Consider the following 23168-nt stretch of genomic DNA (forward strand, 5'->3'; position numbering starts at 1 on the left):
AATCGGTTTCTGTTCGCTCATCGCGCCCCCCCAACAAGGTTGGAACCTACTCTGCCTCGCCGCCCTGCCGGTGCCGGCTGCTGCTTTCATCCGCGGCCGTGTTGTTTTGGGCCAGGTTTTCAGAACAGGCGCTCAGAACCGGAAGTATATAAATGGTGCGACATCCTGCCGGCCGATGATCGCGTGGGCAATCAGGATGAACCCGACGATTACCACGGCTTGGCCGAAAACGCTGAGTTGGGAGAAGACGTCCGCCGCATGCAGCCGCCAGCTCTTCGGGGTGAGTTGGGTGAGGAGGCCGGTGGCGATGGCGAGCAGGACCTCTCTGGTCACCAGCGGCGCCGGTCCTGGCGCGCTCACCAGGCGGACGAAGATGTCGATGGCGGCCTCGACGTCGGGGGAGCGGAACAGGACCCAGGTCGCGCAGACGAAATGGAAGACGATCAGGCGCCCGAACCATAGTCGCGCAACGGGCCGTGCAACGGAATACAGCCGGGACGCGGCGTAGGCGGGTCCTCCGGCGACTGCGGTGGTCGCGGTGGTGGTCGCGGTGGTGGTCGCTGTGGAGATGACCACCGTTGCCGGAGGGTGGGGCTGGGAGTCGGTCCCGGAGTGGCGGCTGGCCAGCCGTGGTGTTCGCGGCGCCGGCACCTGCGGCCATGGCACCGCGGCGGTCATGACAGCAGCGGCGGTCATGACAGCAGGGGCGGCGGGTCGGCGGCGGGACTGGGCCCATCGGCGTTCGGCTGCCAACCCGGCACCGTGCAGAACGCCCCAGATGACGAACGTCCAGGCAGCTCCGTGCCACAGCCCGCCGAGGATCATTGTGATCATGAGGTTGACGTAGGTGCGCCGAGGACCGTGCCGGTTGCCTCCCAGCGGTACGTACACATAGTCCCGCAACCAGCGTGACAGCGTTATGTGCCACCGTCGCCAGAATTCGCGCAGGCTGGCTGCGGTGTACGGGCGGTCGAAGTTGTCGGGGAAGCTGAAACCGAGCAGGAGGGCGATTCCGATGGCCATGTCCGAATAGGCGGAGAAGTCGCAGTAGATCTGCACGCCGTAGCCGTAGATGGCAACCAGTACCTCCAGCGACGAGTGCTGGCTCGGGGTGTCGAAGACCGGATCGACGATCTGCGTGGCAAGCAGGTCCGCGAGCGCGATCTTCTTGACGAGGCCGCCGACGATCAGGAAGATCGCCCGGGTGGCCGGCACCTGGTCCGGGTCTCGCGGGGTGGCCAGCTGTGGAATGAACTCACTGGCCCGGACGATCGGCCCGGCCACCAGATGTGGGAAGAACGCCTGGTACACGGCGAAGTCGCTGGTCTTCGCCGGCTGGATGGTCCCGCGATGGACGTCGATGACATATGACATCGCCTGGAACGTGAAGAATGAGATGCCGACCGGCAATGCGACCTGGAGCAGCGGGAGTGGCGCCGGCAGCCCGATGCGGTCGAGCATCCGGTCGACGGAGAGGGCGAAGAATCCGTAGTACTTGAACCAGCCCAGCAGACCCAGATCGCAGCTGATCGCCGCGATGAGGATGCGCCGGTCCCGCCACCGGGCAAGGGCGAGCGCGGCCGCCTGATTGAGGGCGGTCGAGGCGAGTAGGAGCGCGACGAACCGTTTGTCGGCATATCCGTAGAAGAAGTAGGAGGTACCCAGGATGAAGGGTTTCCACAGGTGCGGGCGGGGCATCAGGCTCCAGGAGCCTGCCATGACCACGGCGAAGAACGCCGCGAACTCGATCGTAGGGAAGACCACCCGTACCCGCCCTCGCGAATATCACTTTGAGCATCAGGTTTTCGACTTAAGGTAGTCGAGCGTGCACGGGTGGGGCGATGGGCACCAGTGGGGGCGCCAGTGGGAGCGTCAGCGGGAGCGGCGGCTGTACGGTCCTGGCTGAGTGCGCGATTGCGTGTGTATGGGTGATCTTCGGCGGAAGTTCGATGGATTGCGAGCGTCAGCGGCGCCTGCTCGCTACCTTCCGTCTATGGGCACGGTTCAGGCCAATGGCATCGAAATCGCGTACGAGCTGCACGGTGACCCCAGCGGCCTGCCGCTCCTCATCGTCAGCGGGCTGGGCCAGCAGCTTGTCGGCTGGCATCCTGATCTTCTCCGCGCGATGGTGCGCAGAGGTTTCCGGGTCGTCGTCTACGACAACCGGGACGTCGGGCTTTCCACCCACTTTGATCATCTTGGCCAGCCGGACCTCACGGCCGCGCTCTCCGGGGATGCCGACGCCGCTGCCTACACTCTCCTGGACATGGCGGCTGATGCCATCGGTCTGATGGACGCTCTGGGCTGGGAGTCCGCGCACGTCCTGGGGAGCTCTCTGGGTGGCATGATCGTCCAGACGCTTGCGCTGCACTTTCCCGATCGGGTACGCAGCCTGACGTCGGTCTCCTCGACCCCGGGCAACTATGAGGAGACCCGGCCGACCCCGGAGGCGGCTGCCGCATTGCTGCGCCCGGTGGCCGCGAGCCGCGAGGCGTTCATAGACGGGGCCGAGCAGGCATACAACATCATCGGGCCGGGTGAGTTCCCGCACGACCGCGAGTGGGCGCGTCGGCGGGCTGGGATGGCGTGGGACCGCAGGTACGACCCGCACGGGACCGCGCGGCAGTTGCTTGCCGCCCTGGCGGCCGACGACCGGACGGCCGCCCTGCGCCAGCTGACGATTCCCACCCTGGTCGTGCACGGTACGGCCGATCCGCTCATTCCGGTCGCCGGTGGTCGCCATACCGCGGCCGCCGTCCCGTTCGCCGAGTTGCTGGAGATCGACGGAATGGGCCACGACCTCCCGCGCCAGGTCTGGGAGCGCCTGCTGGACAAGCTCGACGACGTGGCCCACCGAGGTGAAGTGGCCACCACTGCGCGCAGGATGCCCATCGCGTAGGGCCAGCGCGTAGGGCCAGCGCGTAGGGCCAGCGCGTAGGGCTGGGCCGGTTTCGGCGATGGTCGCCTTTGTGCCCTGTGTCACCGCCCGGGTTGGTAACAGGGTGCTCGCTAGGAGCGTGACGGGTTGGCACGGTACCATCACGTATGAGTAAGTGTTCGATCAGATTCCTTCTTCTCGTTCGCACACTTCTTGTGTTGTCACGACTGACCGTTATTACGGCTGGCTGTCACGAGGGGTAAGGGTCATTCGAACTGGTCCGGTTTTTGGCAACCGTCGTGCCTGGTTCGGCGGACAGCCCGGCCTCGCCGGAAGTGCGGTCGAACGAGGGCAACTACGACGGTTCGCCCCGCTGGCCGGCGGGCTGGCGATGGTTGTCGCACTCGCGTCGGTGGCCGTGGCGGCCGGGAAGACCGGCCTGCGGGAGGCAGAGCGGGAGCGCCTTTCCGACCGGTCCAGCCTTGTTGAGCGAATCGCCTACAACACCTCAAAAGTGGACGATCCAGAACGGATGCGGGCGGCCGTCGAGAGCACGCCGTTCATTCCGGACCAGCCGGACGCCGACGCCCGACTGCTGCGGCAGCTGCAACGAACGCCCGCTGGAGACCCCAGCCTGGTCGTCGCCCTCGTCGACCCGGTTGGTAGGCCGGTGGCCACCGTTCCAGCGGCGCGTCGGATATCCGTATCTGATCTTGGTGAGGCCTGGTCGGCCGCACTGGCTGGACGGTCGGCCATGTCGCCGGTATTCGTCCTGGATGATCAGATCGTTCGGGCCACGGTCGCACCGGTGGGCACCGGTCGCCCGTGGGCGGTGGTGGTGCAGGTCGCCGACGAGGCTGTGTCCCGGCAGCGTGAGGAGAAGCGTGCCTCGTTCGGCGGTGTTCCTGGCGGGTTCGGCAATCTTGATGCCTCGGGCGTCGCGTTCGCATCCTGGGACCAGGCGTTGCGGGGCCGACGGCTGGTTGAACCGGCGCGCCTTGCGGATCTGATTCCGGGCGCGGTCCGGGTGTGGACGTCAGGCCGTGGCGCGGCGCAGCTCACCACTCTCGCGGCGCGCCAGCAAACGACCGGTTATACGACGATTTTCCAGCAGCCCACAGCACGCATGTTCGCCGATCTCCGGGCCCGCCAGCGCAGCCATGACCTGATCCTGCTGGTTGTCCTTACCAGCTGCCTGGGCGGCCTGGCCGCGTTCGGGCTGCGCCGGGAGCGGTCGGCCAAGCGGGGTCGGGCCCGACTGCGCACCATGCTCGGCGGCGTCCGGGATATCATCGTCGTCGTCGGTGTGGATCGGGTGATGACTTTTGTCAGCCCGGCCGTTAGAGACCTGCTCGGCTATGACACCGCCTCCTGGCTCGGCTGCGCGCTCACCGACTTCGCCCATGCTGACGACGTGGGCCGGATCCAGCGGTTACTCGCCGAGCCCGGCGGCGGCACCGCTTTCGACGTACGATTGACCCCTGCCTCGGGTGCCGTGCGTTGGTTCGACCTGGAAGCACGTGACGTCACCGACCATCCCGAGTTGGCCGGTGTGCTGGTCACCTGTCACGAGACGGGCGAGCGCAAGGACCTGCAGGACCGGCTGGGTTACCAGGCGTCACACGATGCACTGACGGGTATTCCCAACCGGACGCTCTTCATGAGCGCGTTGGCAGCGGCCGTCGGTACCGCCCGTTGCGGTGGGTCGTCGTTCGCGCTGCTGTTCATCGACCTCGACCACTTCAAGCCGGTCAACGACGGTCTTGGCCACGATGCCGGTGATGCGGTTCTGCGGGTCGTCGCGGCCCGTCTCGTCCAGACGCTGCGCGATGGGGACCTGGCGGCCCGGCTCGGCGGCGACGAGTTCGCGATCCTGCTCGCGGGCGCGGACGAGGTATCGGCGGGTGCGGTTGCCGACCGTGTCATCGAATCGATACGCGCACCGATCACCGTCGGGACATCGATCGTTCAGGTTGACGTCAGCATCGGCATCGCGACCTCGACGCTGTCGCTCGAAACGCCCGACCATTTCCTCGGCGTCGCGGACCAGGCTATGTACGAGGCCAAGCGGACCGGGAAAGGCCGCTTCGTCGTGGCGGTCGCGGGCGCCCAGCCTCTTGCCAGTCGTCCTCGTATCCCCGTCACCGACCTTGCCGGCGAGGTGTACCCGCCGGCGCCACGTCAACCCGCGGTCGGTGCGGTCGGTGGGCATTTCTCCGCATCCGGACGACCCGAGCGTTGCGTGCCCACGGGTCGTGCCCGCCGGTACCGGTCGGGCCGGCTGATCGCACCGCTGGTCGGCGGCGTTGTCCTGCTCGCGATGGCCGCGATCAGCGTGTGGCTGCAGACACAGGTACGTCATGGCGCGGAGCAACAATCGGTTTCGGCCTTCTACGGGGACATCAGATCCGGCCGGTGGAGCCGCGACATAAGCCTGCTCGCCCTGCTCGCCCTGGTCACCACTGCGGTCGCCGGGCTCACTGTCCGCCACGGTCGGCGGGAATCGGCGCTGCGTCGCGACGAAGGACGGCTTCAGGCACTGCTCCACAACGCCCACGATCTCGTGATCGCCACCGGCGCGGATGGCCGGATCACCTTTGTCAGCTCCGCTGTCGAGGTACTGCTCGGTCACCGGGCCCGGTGCTACGTCGGCCGGCACCTGCCCGACGCGGCCCATCCCGACGATGCAGCCACCCTGGCGGAGTTCCTGCGGCTCGCCGCGGAGGTGGGCGCCGCCGCGGTCCGCGATATTCGGCTGCATGCGCTCGACCGCGGCTACCGCTGGTTCGACATCGAGGCAAGCGATCTGCGCGGCCAGCCGGAGGTGGCCGGCATCCTGCTGACCTGCCATGAGATCGGCGAACGCCGGGAGCGCCAGGACCAGTTGCGCCACCAGGGCCGCCATGACGCTCTCACCGGCCTGCCGAACCGGGCTGCGTTTGTTCGGCGCCTTCATGGCATCACCGAGGACGGGGCGGTATCGACGTTCGCGGTACTGCTTATTGATCTTGATCGGTTCAAGCCACTGAACGACACGTACGGCCATGACGTCGGCGACGAGGTGTTGCGGATCATCGGAGCACGGCTGGCCAGGGTGAGTGGGGCGCAGGACGTGGTCTACCGCCTCGGTGGCGACGAGTTTGCCGTCGTCCTGCGCGATGTGGACGGCCCGCAGGCCCGCGGGGTCGCAGACCGCTTGCTTGCCGCGATCCGCCAGCCCATGTCCGTCGGCGCGACGTTGGTCAGTGTTGACGCGACCGTCGGTATCGCCGTGGCGGAACCGGCCGAGGGCCATCCTGAGGTTGCCGTCCGCAATGCCGATCTTGCCATGTTGCGGGCGAAGAGGGCCGGGCACGGCCGGCAGTCGGTGTTCGTGCCGACCGCCGGGTCCGACCACGTGTCGGCCGCTCCTGGCGCACCCTCGGATGTCGCACGTTCGGGATCAGCGGGAACGTCGTCCGCTACGTGCGCGTAGGTAGTCCCGGACGACATACTGACCCAGCGCCCCCGGATCGGGGGACAGCATCCGACCGCCGTTGCGCCGCGCGACCTCATCGACGAACTGCACCAGCCGTGGCTCGTTGTCAAGCATGAACACGTTGATTGTCGCCCCACGGCGGGTCAGTCGGTCCACCTCGGCCAGGGTCAGCTCGAGGGTTTCCGGAGTGGGCGGCCAGGAGAAGGCGGGCGTGCCGTTACGCATCAGGTGCGCGGTCGGCTCACCGTCGGTGACCACCAGTACGATCGGTTCGGAATCCGGATGTTTCGACACCAGCCGACCCGCGATCATCAGTGCGTGCTGGAGGTTCGTGCCCTGTACCACTTCGGAGTCCAGCCCGGCGAGCTCCACCGGGCGCAGCAGCCGGGCGTAGTCGGAGAAACCGACCAGATGGATCGTGTCCTGCGGGAACTTCGTGCTGATCAGGGTGTGCAGCGCGAGCGCTGTCGATTTCGCCACCCCCCAGGTCCCCCGCAGCGCCATGGAATAGGAGAGATCGACCAACAGGCACACCACGGCCGAGGTCCGGCGTTCGGTCTCGGCGACTTCGAAGTCGGCGACATCCAGGCGCACCGCTCCGTCCGGGCCGGCCGGCCCCGCCCGTAGAACCGCGTTGCGGACAGTGCGGACGACGTCGAGGGGCTGGGCGTCACCGAAGCACCACCGCCGGGATGTCCCGGTGAGCTCGCCGGCCGCGCCGGCGTCGGCGACATCGTGATCACCGCGTCCGTGGGCGTCCAACCGGTGGAAGATGCGAGTCAGCGCGGTCTGCCCGATGCGGCGGACCGCCCGCGGGGTCAGCTCCAGGTTGCCGGCGTTGCGAGTCAGGAAACCCTGGCGTTCCAGCTCCTTTTCGATCTGCTGGAGGGTACGCAGGTCGTCGACGGCATCTCGGCCCAGCGCTCGCGCGACCGCGTCCGGATCGATGTCCTCCAGGGACGCCCCGGCGTAGTCCTGGGACAGCGCGGCAGCCAGTTCGTCGAGCTCAGCCAGCTCCTCCAGCGCGCTGGTGGCCTCCCCCAGCCCGAGGGGGCGCTCGCCGGTCATCGGGTCCCGCACCCGGCCGCGCGCGGGCTGGCCCCAGCCGAGGTCCGGGCGGGCGGCCCGGAGCGCATCGCGCAGCCGGGACAGCTCGGCCGCCAGGCCCATGTCAGCCATGGCGGCGGTCATCAGATCGGCCAGTTCCTGACGTTGCTGCGGGGACAGGCCCGCCATCAGCCGCGCAGCAGCCGCGGCGCGCCGCGCCAACGAATCCACCAGCTCGTCCAGCGAGCGCGGATTGTCCGGGAAGAAGTCACCGAACGAGCGCATGAAGTTCTCGAACGCGGCGTCGGTGTGCTCGCCGCGGGCATCCGCCTCCAGCATGCTGTTGAGCGCGTTCAGCATGTCTGCCACTCGGGCCATGGCCGCGGGCGTGCTGTTCTCCAACGCCTGTTTCATGCCGCGGAACTGCGTGTCGAGCACCTCGCGGCGGAGCAGGTCGGAGATCTTTGCGAACGTCTCGCGCGCAAGGGGCGAACGCCACTCGTAGTCGGCCAGCGCGCTCACGGCCCGGGCCGGGTCGCCCGGCACGGCGTCGAGTTCGGCTTCGCGCAGGCGGGCATCGTCGGAGGGGTCCGGGAACAGCGCGGCCCGCTCCTGCCCCACCGCCTCGTCCAGAAGCTCACGGACCTGCTCCAGAGTGCCGTCCAGACGCCCGCGCGCGCGGGCCTCGCGCCGCCGGCGCTCCACCTGGCGGCGCAGATCCTCCAGGCCACGGCGGTTGGGTGTGCCCCGGCGCAGCAACGCGTCCAGAGCCTCGCGCGGGGTTCGGCCATCAAGGATGTGCTCGGACATCTCGTCCAGCGCGCCCGCCACGTCGAACGGGTATGCCAGGGGGTCCGGGCCCCCGTCCCATGGGCCGTACCGGAATCCCGCCGGCCCGGTCCCGGCGCTCATCCGCCGTACACCGTCCGGCCCGGCAGTTCTTCCTTGGCGAGCCGCCGGTTGAGGTGCAGACCCTCCATGGCCAGTTCAAGCCCGGCCGCGGCGAGCCCCGGCGACTCCGCACCGTCAATGCCGAGCCTGATGAGGATCGCGGCGAGCCCCGGCACCGGGCCGACCCGCCGAAGCAACTCCGTGGCCGGGACGAGATCACCGGTCTCAACCGGGCCGTCCACCTCGAAACGCCGTTGCAGACCGCTCAGGTCGGTGCCGGCGAGTCGGGCGCGAAAGGTCTCGGCGACAGCCCGCCGCAGCAGGTGCGCGAGGATCTCGTCCTCCCGCCCCTCCTCCAGCTGGTCGAACTCGACCTTGCCGCGTACCGCCGGCACGATCGCTGAGAGATCGACGACCCGGGCCGTCGGAACGTCTTCGCCGGCCAGCGCCGCCCGGCGCACCGCCGAGGCGGCCACGGTCTCGACGGCGGCCACCGACAGCCGGGCCGACACGCCGGAGCGCCGATCGACCTGCGGGGCGTCGCGCACCAGCCGGGTGAAGCGCGCGACCACCTCCAGCAGGTGGTCGGGGACGGCGGGAAGGCCCAGCGGCGACTCCCGCCAGTTCAGCGCCGCCTCTTGGCGGATCAGGGCCAGTTCGTCGTCGAGGCGCAGCGGGTAGTGGGTGCGGACCTCGGCGCCGAAGCGGTCCTTGAGAGGTGTGATGATCCGGCCCCGGTTGGTGTAGTCCTCGGGATTCGCCGAAGCGACGAGAAACAGGTCGAGCGGGAGCCGCAGGACGTAGCCCCGGACCTGGATGTCGCGTTCCTCCAGCACATTCAGGAGCGATACCTGGATCCGTTCGGCCAGGTCGGGAAGTTCGTTCACGCTGAAGATGCCGCGGTTGGTACGTGGTATCAGACCGTAGTGGACGGTCTCCGGGTCACCCAGAGTGCGGCCCTGTGCGACCTTGACCGGGTCGACGTCGCCGATCAGATCGCCGACGCTGGTGTCCGGCGTGGCCAGTTTCTCGCCGAACCGTTCGAAGCGGTGCTTCCACGAAACCGGGGTGTCGTCACCGAACTCGGTGACCAACAGCCGGCACCGGGTGCACACCGGGGTGAAAGGGTGATCATTGATCTCGCAGCCGGAGACCACCGGTGTCCACTCGTCCAACAGGCCCACCAGGGTGCGGATCAGGCGGGTCTTGCCCTGCCCGCGTTCCCCGAGGAAGACGATGTCGTGCCCGGCGAGCAGGGCACGCTCGACCTGGGGGAGCACGGTGTCGTCGAAGCCGACGATGCCGGGAAACCGGTTCTCGCCACCCGCCATCCGGGCGAGGGTGTTGTTGCGCAGTTCAGTGCGTACGGACCGGTGCCGGTGTCCTGAGCCACGCAGGACACCGAGCGTTGTCGGTTCAGGGGACTGCGGGGCCTGGGCCCCTGACAGATCGAGCACTAGTTGACGGTACGTCCCCGGGGTCTCGGGTGCAGGGAAGTTGCCCCGACCGGAGGCGGCGCGATGATGTTTTGTGCGCCGCCGGAGGTCTTGGGAAGTCGGTTACCCCGACTGCGGTATGCCGGCCCGGGCTGCGGGTCCGGGCCGGTCGCTCTGAGGAGATCAGCGGTGGTACGGCTCCACCGAGACGATCGCAACCCGGGCCGGGCGGCCGTTGGGCAGGGTGTAGGTCACGGTGTCACCGGCCTTGTGGCCGGCGACCGCTCCACCCAGTGGTGACTGTGCCGAATACACCTCAAGCGGTGTGCTGTGGTCCTCGCGGGATCCGATCAGGAACTTCTCGGTGTCGTCATCGCCGGGGAAGCGGACCTCGACCACGGTGCCCGGACCCGCAGCGCCGTTGAACTGCGGCGCCTCGCCGACTCGCGCGTCACGCAGCAGGTCGGTGAGCTGTCGGATGCGGGACTCCATCTTGCCCTGTTCTTCCTTGGCTGCGTGGTAGCCGCCGTTCTCCTTGAGGTCACCCTCCTCGCGAGCAGCTTCGATCTTGTTGGCGATCTCGACACGACCGGTCCCGGTGAGGTGGTCGAGCTCCCCGCGGAGCCGGTCGTACGCCTCCTGGGTCAGCCACGTCTGCTGCGACACGCGTCACGCTCCTTACGTTGCCTGGGGCCGCCGGCCGCGCGCGACAGAACCATGATCGCGCGGCCTTTGGCCGGTTACGTTGCCTGGGGCCGCCGGCCGCGCGCGACAGAACCATGATCGCGCGGCCTTTGGCCGGTTACATTGCTTGGGGCCGCTATATCTCGGTGGGACTCTCGCGGGGCCTTCGTTGGGTTATTTCGCCGTGAAGGGCGGCCGATGGTGGAAATTGTTGGAGTCAAGGGCGGTGGGCGGGGGTTGGAAGTGATGGCGGGGACAGGGGCAAACGCCCAGCTTAACAGTCGGCAGTCTGAGTCGGAGCAACCGCGCGCAGGCAAGCGTCCCTGCTTGCCGTAGGCGACGAACCAGGACACGACCCGCGCCCTGGTTGCGTGCCAGGACCCCGCCCGCTTGTCAGCCGGGGCGGGTGATCTGACAGTCCTCGACTTCGACCACGTTTGCCTCCCGTGATGTGGTCAGTGTGACCTTTACGGTCGTGACCCGTCGGCCGTCTGTAGTCGGACCGACAACGATGTCGGTACGCCGGCCGACGACCTGGTCATCCCGGGAGCGTGCGCGGACAGTGCATTGTGCCACGGCGTTGGGTGACTTTTCCACATCGAACGTCAGCTGCGCCTGCGTCCCGTTGATCCGGAAGGCGCGGGTGGCATAGTCCAGCCGGTCCGGATGGCCCTGGACCCACCCGGCGCCGACCGCCGCGACCACGATGATGAGGACTGTCGCCAGCAGGAACCAGGGTGCCACCCTGATCCCACCGAGCCACGGGATGTCGAGCCAGCGCAGGGGGAAGCCGAGCACACGCGACCGTCCCGGCAGGGCGGCGCGCCGTGTCTGTCTGGACGAGGTCACCGGAGGCATCGGGGACAATGGTGGCATGTCCGAGGCGACCAGTGGGGATGGCCTGCGACTCATGGCAGTTCACGCCCACCCCGACGATGAGTCCAGCAAGGGTGCGGCAAGCATGGCACGCTACGTCCACGAGGGCGTTGACGTACTTGTGGTGACCTGCACCGGTGGTGAGGCGGGCACCGTACTGAACCCCGATCTGGACAGACCGGACGTCCACGCCCGCCTGCCGCAACTGCGGCGGGCCGAGATGGAGGAAGCACGTCGCATTCTGGGAGTCCGGCAGGTCTGGCTGGGTTTTCATGACTCCGGTCTGCCCGAGGGTGATCCGCCGCCGCCGCTGCCGGAAGGATGCTTCGCGCTCATGCCGCTGGCTGACGCGGCCAGACCGTTGATCCGACTGATGCGGGAGTTCCGGCCGCAGGTGGTGCTCACCTATGATGAAAACGGTGGATATCCACATCCTGATCACATCATGAACCACAAGGTCACGATCGAGGCGTTCGAGGCTGCGGGTGACGCGGAGCGTTACCTAGAGGTAGGACGCGAGGTCGGTCTGTCACCATGGCAGCCACTCAAGCTCTATTATCACCAGACGTTCCACAAGGCGCGGATGCTCGCCCTGCATGACGCCATGCTCGCGAGCGGGCGTGAATCGCCCTATGTCGAGTATCTGGCGAAGTGGGTCGACCGCGCGGGTGACGCCGGGCGGATCACGACCAGAGTTTCGTGCGGGGACTTCTTCGAGACCCGCGACCGTGCGTTGCTGGCCCATGCCACCCAGGTGGACCCGAACGGGCCGTGGTTCCGCATCCCGGTGAAGATCCAGCGTGAGGTGTGGCCCACTGAGGACTACCAACTCGCCCGATCGCTGATCGAAGTGGGGACGCTGCCCGAGAGCGACCTCTTCAACGGGATCCGCCGATCGCCCTGATCGTCCTGATTGTCCTGATTGTCGGGAAATGACCCGCGGTCCGGGCACGGCCACGAGCCATCGGTCGTTGCTGGTGACAGGATGCTGTCTCAATGCGGCATCCAGGCCCGCACATGCGAACGCACGGCCCATTTGGCAAGGATGAGAGGAACACGTCATGGCGATCTGGGATCGTCTGCGCACCACCACGACGACCATGCAGCAACAGCTGAACGCCAAGAAAAACGATCTTAAAAGCGGTGCCTTCAGGGACGCGAGCATGGCCATGTGCGCGCTGGTCGCAGCCGCCGACGGCAGCATCGACCCGGACGAGCGCCGTAAGGTCGCCGCGCTCATCGGGTCGAACGAGGTATTGCAGAACTTTCCGGCTGACCAGCTACAGCAGAAGTTCAACGACTACTGCACCAAGTTGACGACCGACTTCGACTTCGGCAAGGTCAGTGTGATCCAGGACATCGGCAAGACCAAGAAGAAGCCCGCCGAAGCACGGGCGGTGATCCAGATAGGCATCGTCATCGGCGGTGCTGACGGTCACTTCGACAAGTCCGAGCAGCAGGTTGTTCGGGAGGCATGCTATGCGGTGGGGCTGGACCCCCACGAGTTCGACCTCTGATCGGCGGGCCCCAGCCGACGCCTGACCGCGTTTCTCGTCGCCTTGCGTACGCCTCCGGGTACGCGGCGGCTCCTCGACCTTGTCAGTCATCCGGCTGGAGCCCGCCGGCACAGGGCCCCAGCCGGATTGCGACGTAGGGTTGAGGCGTGACTTTTGCGGGACAGACTCTTGCACTTGAGGTCAGCGCGGGCACTGGCGGGTTCCTCGTGGTCCTGCTGCTGGGCCTGGCGGCTGTCGGCCTCTTCACGATGATGTCGCGCAGCCTTGTACGGCTGCGTGGCAACGTCGCCAGCGGACGCTTCGGGAAGCATACGGCAGATCGAGGTGGACAGCCCGACGGTCATGGCTCCGGCAACGGCCATGGCTCCGGTAGCGACATCCCGGTCCAGGACGCAGCCGGGCGCTCGTAACGATGTGAATCTGATGCTCCTGCCACAGCACCAGATTCACATCGTTCCCAAAGGGCGTCCGGCAACAGGGGCGTGGATCAACGAGCGGGGCGACAGCAGCGATGATCAATCATCGGGGTCGGCGCGGCGCTGACGCAAGACCCGCGCCCGCTGCTTTTTGCCGGTGATGCGCCGCTGTACGGCTCCGGCGGATGGACGGGTCGGGCGCCGCGCCCGTGGTGGGGGTTCGCTCGCGGTGCGCAGGGTTGCCGTCAACCGTGCGAGGGCAGCTTCACGATTACGTAGCTGCGATCGGTGTTCGCTGGAGGTGACGGTGAGGACGCCGTCGACCAATCGACCTTCCAGCCGCGTCAGTGTCCGCTCGCGTAGCCGTTCGGGAAGCGACGGCGAACGGCGGACGTCAAAGGATACCTCGACCCGGCTGTCCGACGTGTTCACCCCCTGCCCGCCAGGCCCGCTCGACCGGGAGAATCGCCAGGTCAGGTCGGATTCGCGCAGTATGAAGCCCGGGCGGACCTGAGATGGTGGAAATGTCACTGCACCATGGTCGCCGATCCGCGCGCCGCCGCCACCGAATTTAGGGAGCGGCGCGGTCCGGTAGGGCTGACACCTGATGGGGGACTGGCCCTGACTGTGAAACATCCGAATTGTGCCGAGTTGCTCGACCTGCTGCTGGATGCCGGTAGCTGGACCTGTTGGGATGGCGCTCCGGAGCAGCCGACGGTGAGCGCCGCCTATGGTCGGGATCTGTCGCGGGCCGCCGCACGTAGCGGTAGGGACGAGTCGATCCGGACCGGTGCGGGCCGGGTGGCTGGCCACCGGGTCGCTGTGGTGGCCAGCGAGTACGACTTTCTCGGCGGCAGCGTGGGCCGGGCCGCGACAAGGCGTGCCACGGCCGCGATCGAACGGGCCACCGCCGAGAAACGGGTGCTGCTCGCGTTGCCCGCGAGCGGCGGCACCCGGATACAGGAGGGGACCCCCGCGTTCCTGCAGATGCTGACGATCAGTGCTGCCATTGCCGGGCACCGGGCGGCCAGCCTGCCCTACCTCGTCTACCTGCGCCACCCCACGACCGGCGGAGTGCTGGCGTCATGGGCATCGCTTGGCCATGTCACCTTTGCCGAACCCGGTGCATTGGTCGGGTTCCTCGGTCCTCGGGTGGTTGAGGCGCTCACGGGCGCGGCGCTTGCGCGTGACGCGCAGAGCCCGCGGGCGCTGCGGCAGGCCGGTGTGGTGGACGCCGTTGTCGCCCCCGCTGACCTGCGGGAAGCCGTCCAGCGGGTGCTGCGTGTCGTGGCGGTGGACCGCGGCCCGACGACCGCGGAGAGCGGTACGGGAGCCCCACCGGCCGACGTCGAGCCAGGCGAAACAGCTCAGACGGGGGATCCGTGGGCGTCGGTGCTGGCGACCCGCGCGCCCGACCGTCCCGGATTACGTGCGTTTCTGGCTGCCTCGACCAGCGATCTCACCCTTCTCGGCGCGTCCGAGCTGGGCCAGGGCCCGGATGTGCCCGGCACGCCGATGGTCACGGCGCTCGCTCTGCTGCGCGGCATTCCATGCGTTGTCATCGGGCAGGACCGTGAGGCCCAGCGCCATCAGCCCATCGGGGTGCGCGACCTGCACGCGGCGCAATACGCGGTGCAACGGGCTGTCGATCTTCGTCTACCCATAGTGACTGTAATCGACACGCCGGGAGCGGAACTCTCGGAGGAGGCCGAACGCCGCGGCCTGGCCGCGGCGATCGCGCACTGCCTGGCGGCACTGTTGAGCACACCGGTGCCGACGGTGAGCGTGCTGCTCGGACAGGGCGCGGGCGGTGCCGCGCTGGCCCTGCTGCCGGCGGACGCCGTGGTGGCGGCCGAGGACGCCTGGTTGGCTCCGCTGCCACCCGAGGGTGCAGCGACAATCATGCACCGTACTGTTGACCATGCCGCCGAGATGGCGCGCGAGCTACGGATCACCGCCGGTGACCTGTACCGGCTGGGCGCGGTCGACGTCGTCGTCGCGCGCGGTCCGGCCGGCGTCGGCACGACCGCCGGGTTCGCCGGGCTCGCCGGTGCTGTCGCGCATTGTCTTGCAGGCGTCGCGGTCCGCGACGCCGCTACGAGGCTCGCGGCGCGACGCGACCGTCATCGGCGCCTGTCGTCGTGACCGATGGTGATCGTGGCAGTTGCGGCCATGAAGCCGGGACGGCGGTCAGTTCAGGGCGATGTTGACGATCCGGCCGGGAATCACGATCATCCGTTTCACGGTCCGGTCGGCAGTGTGGCGCGCGTACTCGTCGTGGCCGGCCACAAGGTCTCGCACCGCCTGTTCGTCGGCGTCCACCGGGACATCCACGGTGAACCGCACCTTGCCGTTGACCTGCACCGGCAGGGTCACCGTGGGATCGACGGCGAGCGAGTCGTCCGCCTCGGGGAAGGGATGCATCGCCAGCGAGCCATCGTGGCCCAGCCGCGCCCACAACTCCTCGGCGATGTGCGGAGCCAGGGGGGCGACCATGAGGACCAGCGCCTCGGCGAGTTCACGGGGCAGTCCACCGGAAGCGCCGTAGCGCTTGCTGACGAAATTTGTCAGCTCGATGAGGCGGGCGACGGCGGTGTTGAAGCGCAGATCGGTGTAGTCGGCCCGGACCGCGAGGATCGTGCGGTGCAGCATCCGGGTGGCCTCCGCGTCCGGTGTGACATCGGAGACGACCGCCCCTCCGGTCGCCTCGTCGATGATGTTGCGCCACAGTCGCTGCAGAAAGCGGTGGGAGCCGACGATGTCGTCGGTGTGCCACGGCCGGTCGGCGTCCAGCGGCCCCATCGCCATCTCGTAGACCCGCAGGGTGTCAGCGCCGAAGCTGTCATATATCTCGTCCGGGCTGACGCTGTTCTTCAGGCTTTTGCCCATCTTCCCGGAGCGTCGGTTCACCGGCTCACCGTTGTGGCGCAGTGTGCCCTCTGCTGTGCGGACGACCTCGGCGGCGGGTACGTACATGCCGCGGCCATCGGTGAACGCGTCCGCTTGGATATAGCCCTGATTGAACAGTTTCTTGAACGGTTCCCTGGTGGACACCAACCCGAGATCGTAAAGGACCTTGTGCCAGAACCGCGCATACAGCAGGTGCAGGACGGCGTGCTCGACACCGCCGACATAGAGCCCCACACCCCCGTCGCCGGGTGGGCCGTCCGGCGTGTGCATCCAGTAACGCTCGACCTCTGGATCGACGAAGCGTTCGCTGTTCGTCGGGTCGAGATAACGCAGGTAGTACCAGCACGAGCCGGCCCATTGCGGCATGGTGTTGGTCTCGCGTCGGTATGTTTTCGGCCCCTCACCCAGATCGAGGGTGACAGTGGCCCAGTCGGCTACCCGGGCCAGTGGGGGGACCGGGTCGTTGACGTCGTCATCGGCCATGGCGCTCGGCCGGAAGTCGGTCATCTCCGGCAGGGTGACGGGCAGGAGATCCTCACTGAGCGCGATCGGAAGGCCGTCATCGTCGAACACGATGGGGAAGGGTTCGCCCCAGTAACGCTGCCGGGAGAACAGCCAGTCCCGCAGGCGGTATGAGCGGGCCGCGCGGCCCGCACCGACGTCCTCCAACCAACGGATCGTCGACTTGATCGCGTCCGGCTTCGACAGCCCGACCAGGGGCGGCCCGACACCCGTCGCCGGCAGGTACTCGCCGTCCCCGGCGAAGGCAACCGGCCAGGTGTTCGGCTCGGCACCCGCGGGCACGTTGTGTTCGGCCCGCCAGTCCTCGTCCGGCGCCAACACGGCTGGGATCGGCAGGCCGAGTGTGCGGGCGAAGGAGAAGTCGCGCTGGTCATGCGCGGGAACAGCCATGATCGCACCGGTTCCGTAGCCCATCAGGACGTAGTCGGCGAGGAAGACCGCAATGGGGTCGCCGGTAACCGGATTGGTGACATAGGAGCCGGTGAACACGCCGGTGCGTGGGATCTCGTCGGTGCCGCGCTGGCGATCACCAAGGTGCGCTGCGTACTCCCGGTAGGCGTTCACCGCCGCTCGCGGCGTCCACTCCGGAGCCGGCCTGTTGCCGCTGGCACCGGTGCCCGGGCCCGCTTCGCGGTCAATCCCGTCGGCGAACGTCCACGCAATCGGGGTTCCCTGCGGCCATGCCTGTGCGGTCAGTGTGTCGACGAGAGGATGTTCGGGTGCCAGGACCATGAAGGTCGCGCCGGCCAGGGTGTCCGGACGGGTTGTGAAAACCTCGATACGGATGTCTGAGCCAACGGCGGTGAACTCGACCGTGGCGCCGTCGCTCGGTCCGATCCAGTTGCGCTGCATCTGCTTGATCGAATCCGGCCAGTCGACCAGGTCGAGGTCTGCGATCAGACGGTCTGCGTAGCTGGTGATCCGCATCATCCACTGGCGCAGTGGGCGGCGAAAGACCGGGTAGTTACCGACGTCGCTGCGTCCTTCGGCGGTGACCTCTTCATTCGCGAGCACCGTGCCCAGGCCCGGACACCAGTTGACCAGTTGCTCGGAGATGAACGCCAGCCGGTACCCGGCCACGATCTGTCGACGCTCAGTCGTGCGCAGAGCCGACCACGGCCGGTTGTGTGGGTTTGCGTCCCCGCGTGGTGCCCGGGTACCGGCCTCGAAGTCGGCGATCAGTTCGCTGATCGGCCGCGCGCGGCCCGCCTCGTCGTCGTACCAGCTATTGAAGATCTTCAAGAAGATCCATTGTGTCCACCGGTAGTACTCGACATCAGTGGTGGCCACTTCCCGACGGGTGTCGTGGCCAAGCCCCAAGCGTCCCAGCTGGCGCCGCATGTTGTCGATGTTGGCCTCGGTGGTGACCCGGGGGTGCTGGCCGGTGTTGATGGCGTACTGCTCGGCCGGGAGGCCGAAGGCGTCGTAGCCGAACGGGTGGAGCACGTGGTAGCCGGTCATCCGCAGGTAACGGGCGAACACGTCGGTGCCGATGTAGCCGAGCGGATGACCGACATGTAGGCCGCTGCCGGATGGGTACGGGAACATGTCCATGACGAAGAACACCGGACGCCCGGCGACCTGATCGAAGCCGTCCGACAGCGGACCATGCGGATTGGGCGCGTTGAAGGTGCCCCGCTCGGACCAGGTCTGTTGCCAGCGGCGCTCGATATCACCCGCCAGATGTGCACCGTAACGGAACGGCAGATCCGACACCAGGGGGGGGATCTTGGCTGGAGTCGTGCCGTGGGTGCCTGCTGCGGTGCTCGCATTACCGGTGTGCTCGGAACTGCTGGTCATGCCTCATCATCCTCAGATCGTTTCGATCCGACCCATCCCGCGGACCCCGCGGGATACCGTTGATCAGGACGGCGATGCCGATGAAAGGCTCACGCGGAGGGTGTCGATCGTTGTTTCGAGCCTATCCGGCGCCTGGAGACAAGGGCTGAGCGGTGGGCGAGATGGCGGGAGCAGAGCAGGCCCAGCGCCGCCGCGACGAGGTGGCCGGCGGCGGTGAAGTCGGGTTCACGCGCCATGTCCAGAGTGAGCCCGGCAGCCAGGCCACCGGTCAGCGGCCACCGCCAGCCCGGCGGCAGCGTGGCGGCGAGCACCGTCCCACAGGCGATCATGCCGTAACTGGTGCCGACGTCAATGGTATCGCTGACCCGATCGTCGACGAGCTGTACGGCTCGACCCGCCGCCAGCCCACCGGCGACGATCAGACTTGCTCCGACGTGGCCGGCCGCGAAGACCCCGAGTGCCGGTCCGGAGCCGATCGCCCGCTCCAGCGGGCCGAGGACTGCGGCAACCGCGGCGGCCGACCGCAAGAAGGTGAAGCTCTCCAGCCAGAAGGCGCTGGCCACCAGGACGTAGAGCGGACGGGTCCGCAGCCCGCTGAGGTTGGTAGACCTGGTCACCAGGATGTGGCGATGCAGCTCCGGGTCGAGCGCGTAGGCGACCGCGAGGACGGCCGACGTGACCGCCAGGATGGCGATGTAGATCATCGCTAATGGTGCCGTATGCCATGCCTGGCGGAGCAGGTCCCGCCCGGCGTGCGGCGTGGGCCACCGCAACGGCGACCGCAACGGCGACCGCGACGGCGACTGCGACGGCGACTGCGACGGCGACTGCGACTGCAACGGCGACCGCGAGAGCAGGCCGCGGGCGTCACGGAACAGCATCCGGTGGGCATACACCACAAAGGGTTCAATGTCTGGGAGCCGGCCAAACTTCCCCGGCAACGGGAATGCTGGCCACATGCCGAACCGTCTTGCCGACCAGACCTCACCGTACCTGCTCCAGCACGCGGACAACCCGGTCGACTGGTGGCCGTGGGGCGCGGACGCGTTCACCGAGGCCACCGAGCGTGGTGTACCGGTCCTGCTGTCCGTGGGATACGCGGCGTGCCACTGGTGTCATGTCATGGCGCACGAGTCGTTCGAGGATGCCACCACCGCGGCGGTCATGAACGAGCACTTTGTCAACATCAAGGTTGACCGCGAGGAGCGGCCGGATGTCGACGCCGTCTACATGGACGTCACCGTCGCCCTCACCGGCCACGGCGGTTGGCCGATGACCGTCTTCCTCACCCCGGCGGGCGAGCCGTTTTACGCCGGTACCTACTTCCCGCCGACGCCGAGAGCGGGGATGGGATCGTTCCGCCAGCTGCTGGAGGCGGTGGCAAGCGCCTGGCGGACGCGCCGGGACGAGGTGACCGCGTCCGGCGCGGACATCGTGCGCCAGATCTCCGCAGCGGCCGACGCCGCAGGCGGGCCGCCGGCGACGCTCACGGCCGAGCTCCTGGCGGCCGCGGTCGAAAAGGCCGGGCGCACGTTCGACCAGGCCAACGGCGGTTTCGGGACGGCACCGAAGTTTCCGCCGTCCGCGCTGTTGGAGATGTTGCTGCGGCACTCGGCGCGCACCGGGGACGGCGCGAGTCTGCGCATGGTCGTGTCCACGTGCGAGCGGATGGCTCGCGGCGGGATCTACGACCAGCTTGCGGGCGGCTTCGCCCGCTACAGCGTGGACGCCACCTGGACCGTCCCGCACTTCGAGAAGATGCTCTACGACAACGCCCAGCTGTTGCGGGTGTATCTGCATCTGTGGCGGGCGACCGGATCGGCCCTGGCGCAGCGGGTCACTCGGGAGACCGCATCGTTCCTGCTGAGTGATCTGCGGACCGCGCAGGGCGGGTTCGCCTCCGCCCTGGACGCCGACACCGTCCTGCCCGCCGGTCAGGGAGTCGACGGTGCGCACGGCGTGGAGGGTGCCACCTATGTCTGGACGCCGGGTGAGCTTGTCGACATCCTCGGCCCGCAGGACGGAGGCTGGGCCGCGGATCTGTTCGGCGTCACCGTGGCAGGGACGTTCGAGCACGGGGCGTCCGTTCTTGCGCTGGCCGTGGACGCGGATGATCATTCGAGGTTCGACCGGGTGCGGGCCCGACTCGCGGCGGCCCGGGCGCGCCGGCCCCAGCCGGGCCGTGACGACAAGATTGTCGCCGCCTGGAACGGTCTGGCGATCGCCGCGCTGGCCGAGGCCGGCGCGCTGCTGGCGGAGCCGGCCTGGGTGACCGCGGCTGTCGAGGCGGCCACGCTGCTGTTCGACGTCCACTGGGTGGACGGTCGGCTGCGGCGGACCAGTCGGCACGGCCGGGTCGGAACGAACGCCGGGGTGCTGGAGGACTACGGGGACGTCGCCGAGGGCCTGCTCGTCCTGCATCAGGTCACCGGCGACGAGCGATGGCTGGCGTGGGCGGGCGACCTGCTCGAGGTCGTGCGTGCGCACTTTGCTGCGCCTGACGGTGGCTTCCACGACACCGCCGATGACGCCGAGCGGCTGTTGCGCCGGCCGCGGGACCCCGCGGACTCGCCGACGCCGTCCGGTCAGGCTGCGGTCGCCGGCGCGCTGTTGACCTATGCGGCGCTGACAGGTTCACGCGACCATCGCGAAGCGTCCGACCGGGCGCTGGAGGTTCTCACCCCGATGCTCGGCCTCAGCGCGTCCTTTGCCGGCTGGGCCGGTGCGGTCGCCGAGGCATCGCTTGCCGGACCGGCCGAGGTGGCCGTCGTTGACCGGCCGGATCTGGAACGCCTGGCCCGGCTCGCCACCGCGCCGGGTGCGGTCGTGGTGACGTCCGGACCGTTGACGCGCGGACGGGGCTCCGCCGGGGTCTACGTGTGTCGAGGCTTCGTGTGTGAGCGGCCCGCGACCACGGCTGACGCCGTGCGTGAGCAACTGGGCGTCACGCTCGCCCCAGCGCCACCGTGGAATGTCTGATGTCTGACTGCCGTTGCATGTGTATCAAATGTAAGTGTGTAATCAATCGGGAGGTTCATGATGTACGGGAGCCCACATCGAGAGCAGGTGGCGAGGAGGCACGGGATGGCAGGATCGCGCGGGCGCGGCCACGGGCGGTGGGGCGAGCGCGAGCAGGCGCCCTCCGCAGACGATGCGCAGGCATGGTTCACGGGGCGACTGCCCGATGAGTGGTTCACCCACCCGGTCACGGTGACGGTGGATCGAGATGAGATCATTGTCGTGGGCACGGTTGCCGCTCCAGAGGTGGAGTCCGACGATCAGGCCGCAGCGGCCGCCGCCGAGTCCGGTCGGATCCGGCGGTTCCGCGAGCAGACCAGGGACGCCCGGATCGCGATCGCCCAAGAGGCGGAGGAGCGTTATCTGCGCAAGGTCGCGTGGGGGGTGACGGCCGGCGGCACGACCGAGTTGTTCACCACGCTGTCCGTTCCGGTAATGACCAGGCTTCGGCAACCAGAACGTCATGTTCTTGACACTCTGGTCGACTCGGGCGTCGCGCGCAGCCGCAGCGACGCGCTCGCGTGGTGCGTCCGCCTCGTCGGTGAGAATGCCCAGCCGTGGCTCGCCCGCCTGCGGGAGGCCATGGCGAAGGTCGAGCAGGTTCGCGCCGACGGGCCTGAACTGTGAGAATCCGGCCGACATCCGGCAGCGGGTAATTTTCACCGGCGCGTCCGGGGGCGCCGTCGATTGTTGCGACGGCGTCCCCGGACAAGCCTCGTGGTTTGGTTTCGCCCCGGGTTTGTGTCCCCTTGGCTATGGAGTTGCCCTGCCGGCGACCGGTGCCGGCAATTTCCTGATCACCTGATCACCTGATCACCCGGTCATGTCGCATAGATGGCGAAGATGACGGCGATGTAATGGCACGCCGCCGCGACGATCGTGAACGCATGGAAAACCTCGTGGTACCCGAACGTCTCTGGGGCCGGGTTCGGTCGTCGGGTCGCATAGACGATCGCCCCGATGCTGTAGAGGACGCCGCCGACGACGATCAGAACCAGCGTTGTCACGCCCGCGGTGTGCAGCAGCTGCGGTATGACGAAGACCGCCACCCAGCCCAGGGCGATGTACAGCGGGACCATCAGGAAGCGGGGCGAGTGCAGCCAGAGCATCCGCAGTCCGATCCCGACCGCTGCGCCGCTCCAGACGATCGTGAGTATGGTCCGCGAGGTCCTCGGTGGCAGCGCCAGCAAGGTCAGCGGTGTGTACGTCCCGGCGATGAAAACAAAGATCATTGAATGGTCGAGTCGCTTCATCAGCGAGCGGGAACGTGACGTCGACCACATTTTTCGGTGGTAAAGCGCGCTGGTGCCGAACAGAAGGGCGATGCTCAGCGCATAAATGCCGACGGCCAGCCGTGCGCGGAACGTGCTTGCCAGAGCCACGGCGATTACGCCGAGTGCCACACTGACCGGGAACGCGCCGGCATGCAGCCACCCACGCATCCGTGGTCGCACCAGGTTGTGGGGATGGTTGCCGAAGTCGTGTCCGGGTGCCGTTGTGGTCACCTGGTTACCGTATCTTGCGACCACTCTCCTTACTACCCACCGCCAATGTCGCGCACCGCGTTCAGTTCCGGAGCGTGACGGATCTACCTCGCTGTGGGGCAGTTCGACCGCGCGACTGTCAGAAGCTCCCACGGTAGAGTCAAAAGATCCTGTACCCGGCCTCGAATCACCCGAGCCGTGGTGGACCCGC

At 67.9% G+C, this 23168-nt stretch carries 17 protein-coding genes; 8 read left to right on the plus strand and 9 right to left on the minus strand.

Features of this window, described 5'->3' with window-relative positions:
• Positions 1–132 precede the first annotated feature (132 nt).
• A complete protein-coding gene (locus tag U9983_RS03725; RefSeq protein ID WP_322752665.1) occupies positions 133–1764 on the minus strand; it encodes an MBOAT family O-acyltransferase in 1632 nt (543 codons plus the stop codon).
• Positions 1765–1993: 229 nt separating this feature from the next.
• Here U9983_RS03725 and U9983_RS03730 point away from each other — a divergent pair, with 229 nt between their 5' ends.
• Positions 1994–2899, plus strand: a complete 906-nt coding sequence (locus tag U9983_RS03730; protein WP_322752666.1) for an alpha/beta hydrolase — start codon at positions 1994–1996, stop codon at positions 2897–2899.
• Between the two features lie 370 nt (positions 2900–3269).
• Positions 3270–6353 (plus strand): diguanylate cyclase domain-containing protein, encoded by a 3084-nt coding sequence (locus U9983_RS03735; protein WP_322752667.1) that lies wholly within the window; start codon positions 3270–3272, stop codon positions 6351–6353.
• Here U9983_RS03735 and U9983_RS03740 read toward each other — a convergent pair.
• The 4 genes from U9983_RS03740 to U9983_RS03755 all read right to left on the minus strand — a co-directional run bounded on the left by U9983_RS03740 (position 6321) and on the right by U9983_RS03755 (position 11263).
• Entirely contained in the window at positions 6321–8315 is a 1995-nt protein-coding gene (locus U9983_RS03740; RefSeq protein WP_322752668.1) for a vWA domain-containing protein, read from the minus strand. The two genes, U9983_RS03735 and U9983_RS03740, sit on opposite strands and share 33 nt — an antisense overlap.
• A complete protein-coding gene (locus U9983_RS03745) occupies positions 8312–9751 on the minus strand; it encodes a magnesium chelatase (protein WP_322752669.1) in 1440 nt (479 codons plus the stop codon). The genes U9983_RS03740 and U9983_RS03745 overlap by 4 nt, the downstream gene beginning before the upstream one ends.
• A gap of 162 nt (positions 9752–9913) precedes the next feature.
• Positions 9914–10396: a transcription elongation factor GreA gene (gene greA / locus U9983_RS03750; RefSeq protein ID WP_322752670.1), complete on the minus strand. Its 483-nt coding sequence runs from the start codon at positions 10394–10396 to the stop codon at positions 9914–9916.
• Positions 10397–10807: 411 nt separating this feature from the next.
• Positions 10808–11263 (minus strand): DUF4307 domain-containing protein, encoded by a 456-nt coding sequence (locus tag U9983_RS03755; RefSeq protein ID WP_322752671.1) that lies wholly within the window; start codon positions 11261–11263, stop codon positions 10808–10810.
• Positions 11264–11288: 25 nt separating this feature from the next.
• On the opposite strand from U9983_RS03755, the gene mca reads away from it, so the two are divergent.
• The 3 genes from mca to U9983_RS03770 all read left to right on the plus strand — a co-directional run bounded on the left by mca (position 11289) and on the right by U9983_RS03770 (position 13217).
• Positions 11289–12194 carry a mycothiol conjugate amidase Mca gene (gene mca / locus U9983_RS03760; RefSeq protein ID WP_322752672.1) on the plus strand — a complete coding sequence of 302 codons (906 nt, stop codon included), beginning with the start codon at positions 11289–11291 and terminating at the stop codon, positions 12192–12194.
• Positions 12195–12351: 157 nt separating this feature from the next.
• On the plus strand, positions 12352–12807 hold the full coding sequence (locus tag U9983_RS03765) for a TerB family tellurite resistance protein (RefSeq protein ID WP_322752673.1): 456 nt from the start codon (positions 12352–12354) through the stop codon (positions 12805–12807).
• 146 nt (positions 12808–12953) lie between these two features.
• Positions 12954–13217, plus strand: a complete 264-nt coding sequence (locus tag U9983_RS03770; protein WP_322752674.1) for a hypothetical protein — start codon at positions 12954–12956, stop codon at positions 13215–13217.
• A 105-nt stretch (positions 13218–13322) separates the two neighbouring features.
• On the opposite strand, the gene arfB is transcribed toward U9983_RS03770, so the two are convergent.
• Positions 13323–13754, minus strand: a complete 432-nt coding sequence (gene arfB / locus U9983_RS03775) for an alternative ribosome rescue aminoacyl-tRNA hydrolase ArfB (RefSeq protein ID WP_322747637.1) — start codon at positions 13752–13754, stop codon at positions 13323–13325.
• A 6-nt stretch (positions 13755–13760) separates the two neighbouring features.
• Between arfB and U9983_RS03780 the strand changes: the two genes are divergently transcribed.
• Positions 13761–15368: a carboxyl transferase domain-containing protein gene (locus tag U9983_RS03780; RefSeq protein WP_322752675.1), complete on the plus strand. Its 1608-nt coding sequence runs from the start codon at positions 13761–13763 to the stop codon at positions 15366–15368.
• A 45-nt stretch (positions 15369–15413) separates the two neighbouring features.
• Here the strand turns inward: U9983_RS03780 and U9983_RS03785 are convergent, their stop codons facing one another.
• Together U9983_RS03785 and U9983_RS03790 are read right to left on the minus strand one after the other, a co-directional pair.
• Positions 15414–18455, minus strand: a complete 3042-nt coding sequence (locus tag U9983_RS03785; protein WP_322752676.1) for a leucine--tRNA ligase — start codon at positions 18453–18455, stop codon at positions 15414–15416.
• Positions 18456–18544: 89 nt separating this feature from the next.
• The gene (locus tag U9983_RS03790) at positions 18545–19336 is read right to left on the minus strand and encodes a rhomboid-like protein (RefSeq protein ID WP_322752677.1); all 792 of its coding nucleotides are present in this window, start codon (positions 19334–19336) and stop codon (positions 18545–18547) included.
• Between the two features lie 76 nt (positions 19337–19412).
• Between U9983_RS03790 and U9983_RS03795 the strand changes: the two genes are divergently transcribed.
• Both U9983_RS03795 and U9983_RS03800 read left to right on the plus strand, forming a co-directional pair.
• Entirely contained in the window at positions 19413–21434 is a 2022-nt protein-coding gene (locus tag U9983_RS03795) for a thioredoxin domain-containing protein (RefSeq protein ID WP_322752678.1), read from the plus strand.
• Positions 21435–21539: 105 nt separating this feature from the next.
• On the plus strand, positions 21540–22100 hold the full coding sequence (locus U9983_RS03800) for a hypothetical protein (protein WP_322747642.1): 561 nt from the start codon (positions 21540–21542) through the stop codon (positions 22098–22100).
• A 194-nt stretch (positions 22101–22294) separates the two neighbouring features.
• On the opposite strand, the gene trhA is transcribed toward U9983_RS03800, so the two are convergent.
• Positions 22295–22978: a PAQR family membrane homeostasis protein TrhA gene (gene trhA, locus U9983_RS03805; protein ID WP_322752679.1), complete on the minus strand. Its 684-nt coding sequence runs from the start codon at positions 22976–22978 to the stop codon at positions 22295–22297.
• Positions 22979–23168: the final 190 nt, after the last annotated feature.

The sequence above is a fragment of the Protofrankia sp. Cas3 genome (genome assembly GCF_963555955.1).
Lineage (GTDB): Bacteria > Actinomycetota > Actinomycetes > Frankiales > Frankiaceae > Protofrankia.

Coding starts and splice junctions, on each gene's coding strand:
- U9983_RS03730 (WP_322752666.1), top strand. CDS start 1,994: ATGGGCACGGTTCAGGCCAATGGCATCGAAATCGCGTACGAGCTGCAC.
- U9983_RS03735 (WP_322752667.1), top strand. CDS start 3,270: ATGGTTGTCGCACTCGCGTCGGTGGCCGTGGCGGCCGGGAAGACCGGC.
- U9983_RS03740 (WP_322752668.1), bottom strand. CDS start 8,315: ATGAGCGCCGGGACCGGGCCGGCGGGATTCCGGTACGGCCCATGGGAC.
- mca (WP_322752672.1), top strand. CDS start 11,289: ATGTCCGAGGCGACCAGTGGGGATGGCCTGCGACTCATGGCAGTTCAC.
- U9983_RS03765 (WP_322752673.1), top strand. CDS start 12,352: ATGGCGATCTGGGATCGTCTGCGCACCACCACGACGACCATGCAGCAA.
- U9983_RS03780 (WP_322752675.1), top strand. CDS start 13,761: ATGGTCGCCGATCCGCGCGCCGCCGCCACCGAATTTAGGGAGCGGCGC.
- U9983_RS03785 (WP_322752676.1), bottom strand. CDS start 18,455: ATGACCAGCAGTTCCGAGCACACCGGTAATGCGAGCACCGCAGCAGGC.
- U9983_RS03790 (WP_322752677.1), bottom strand. CDS start 19,336: ATGCTGTTCCGTGACGCCCGCGGCCTGCTCTCGCGGTCGCCGTTGCAG.
- U9983_RS03795 (WP_322752678.1), top strand. CDS start 19,413: ATGCCGAACCGTCTTGCCGACCAGACCTCACCGTACCTGCTCCAGCAC.
- U9983_RS03800 (WP_322747642.1), top strand. CDS start 21,540: ATGGCAGGATCGCGCGGGCGCGGCCACGGGCGGTGGGGCGAGCGCGAG.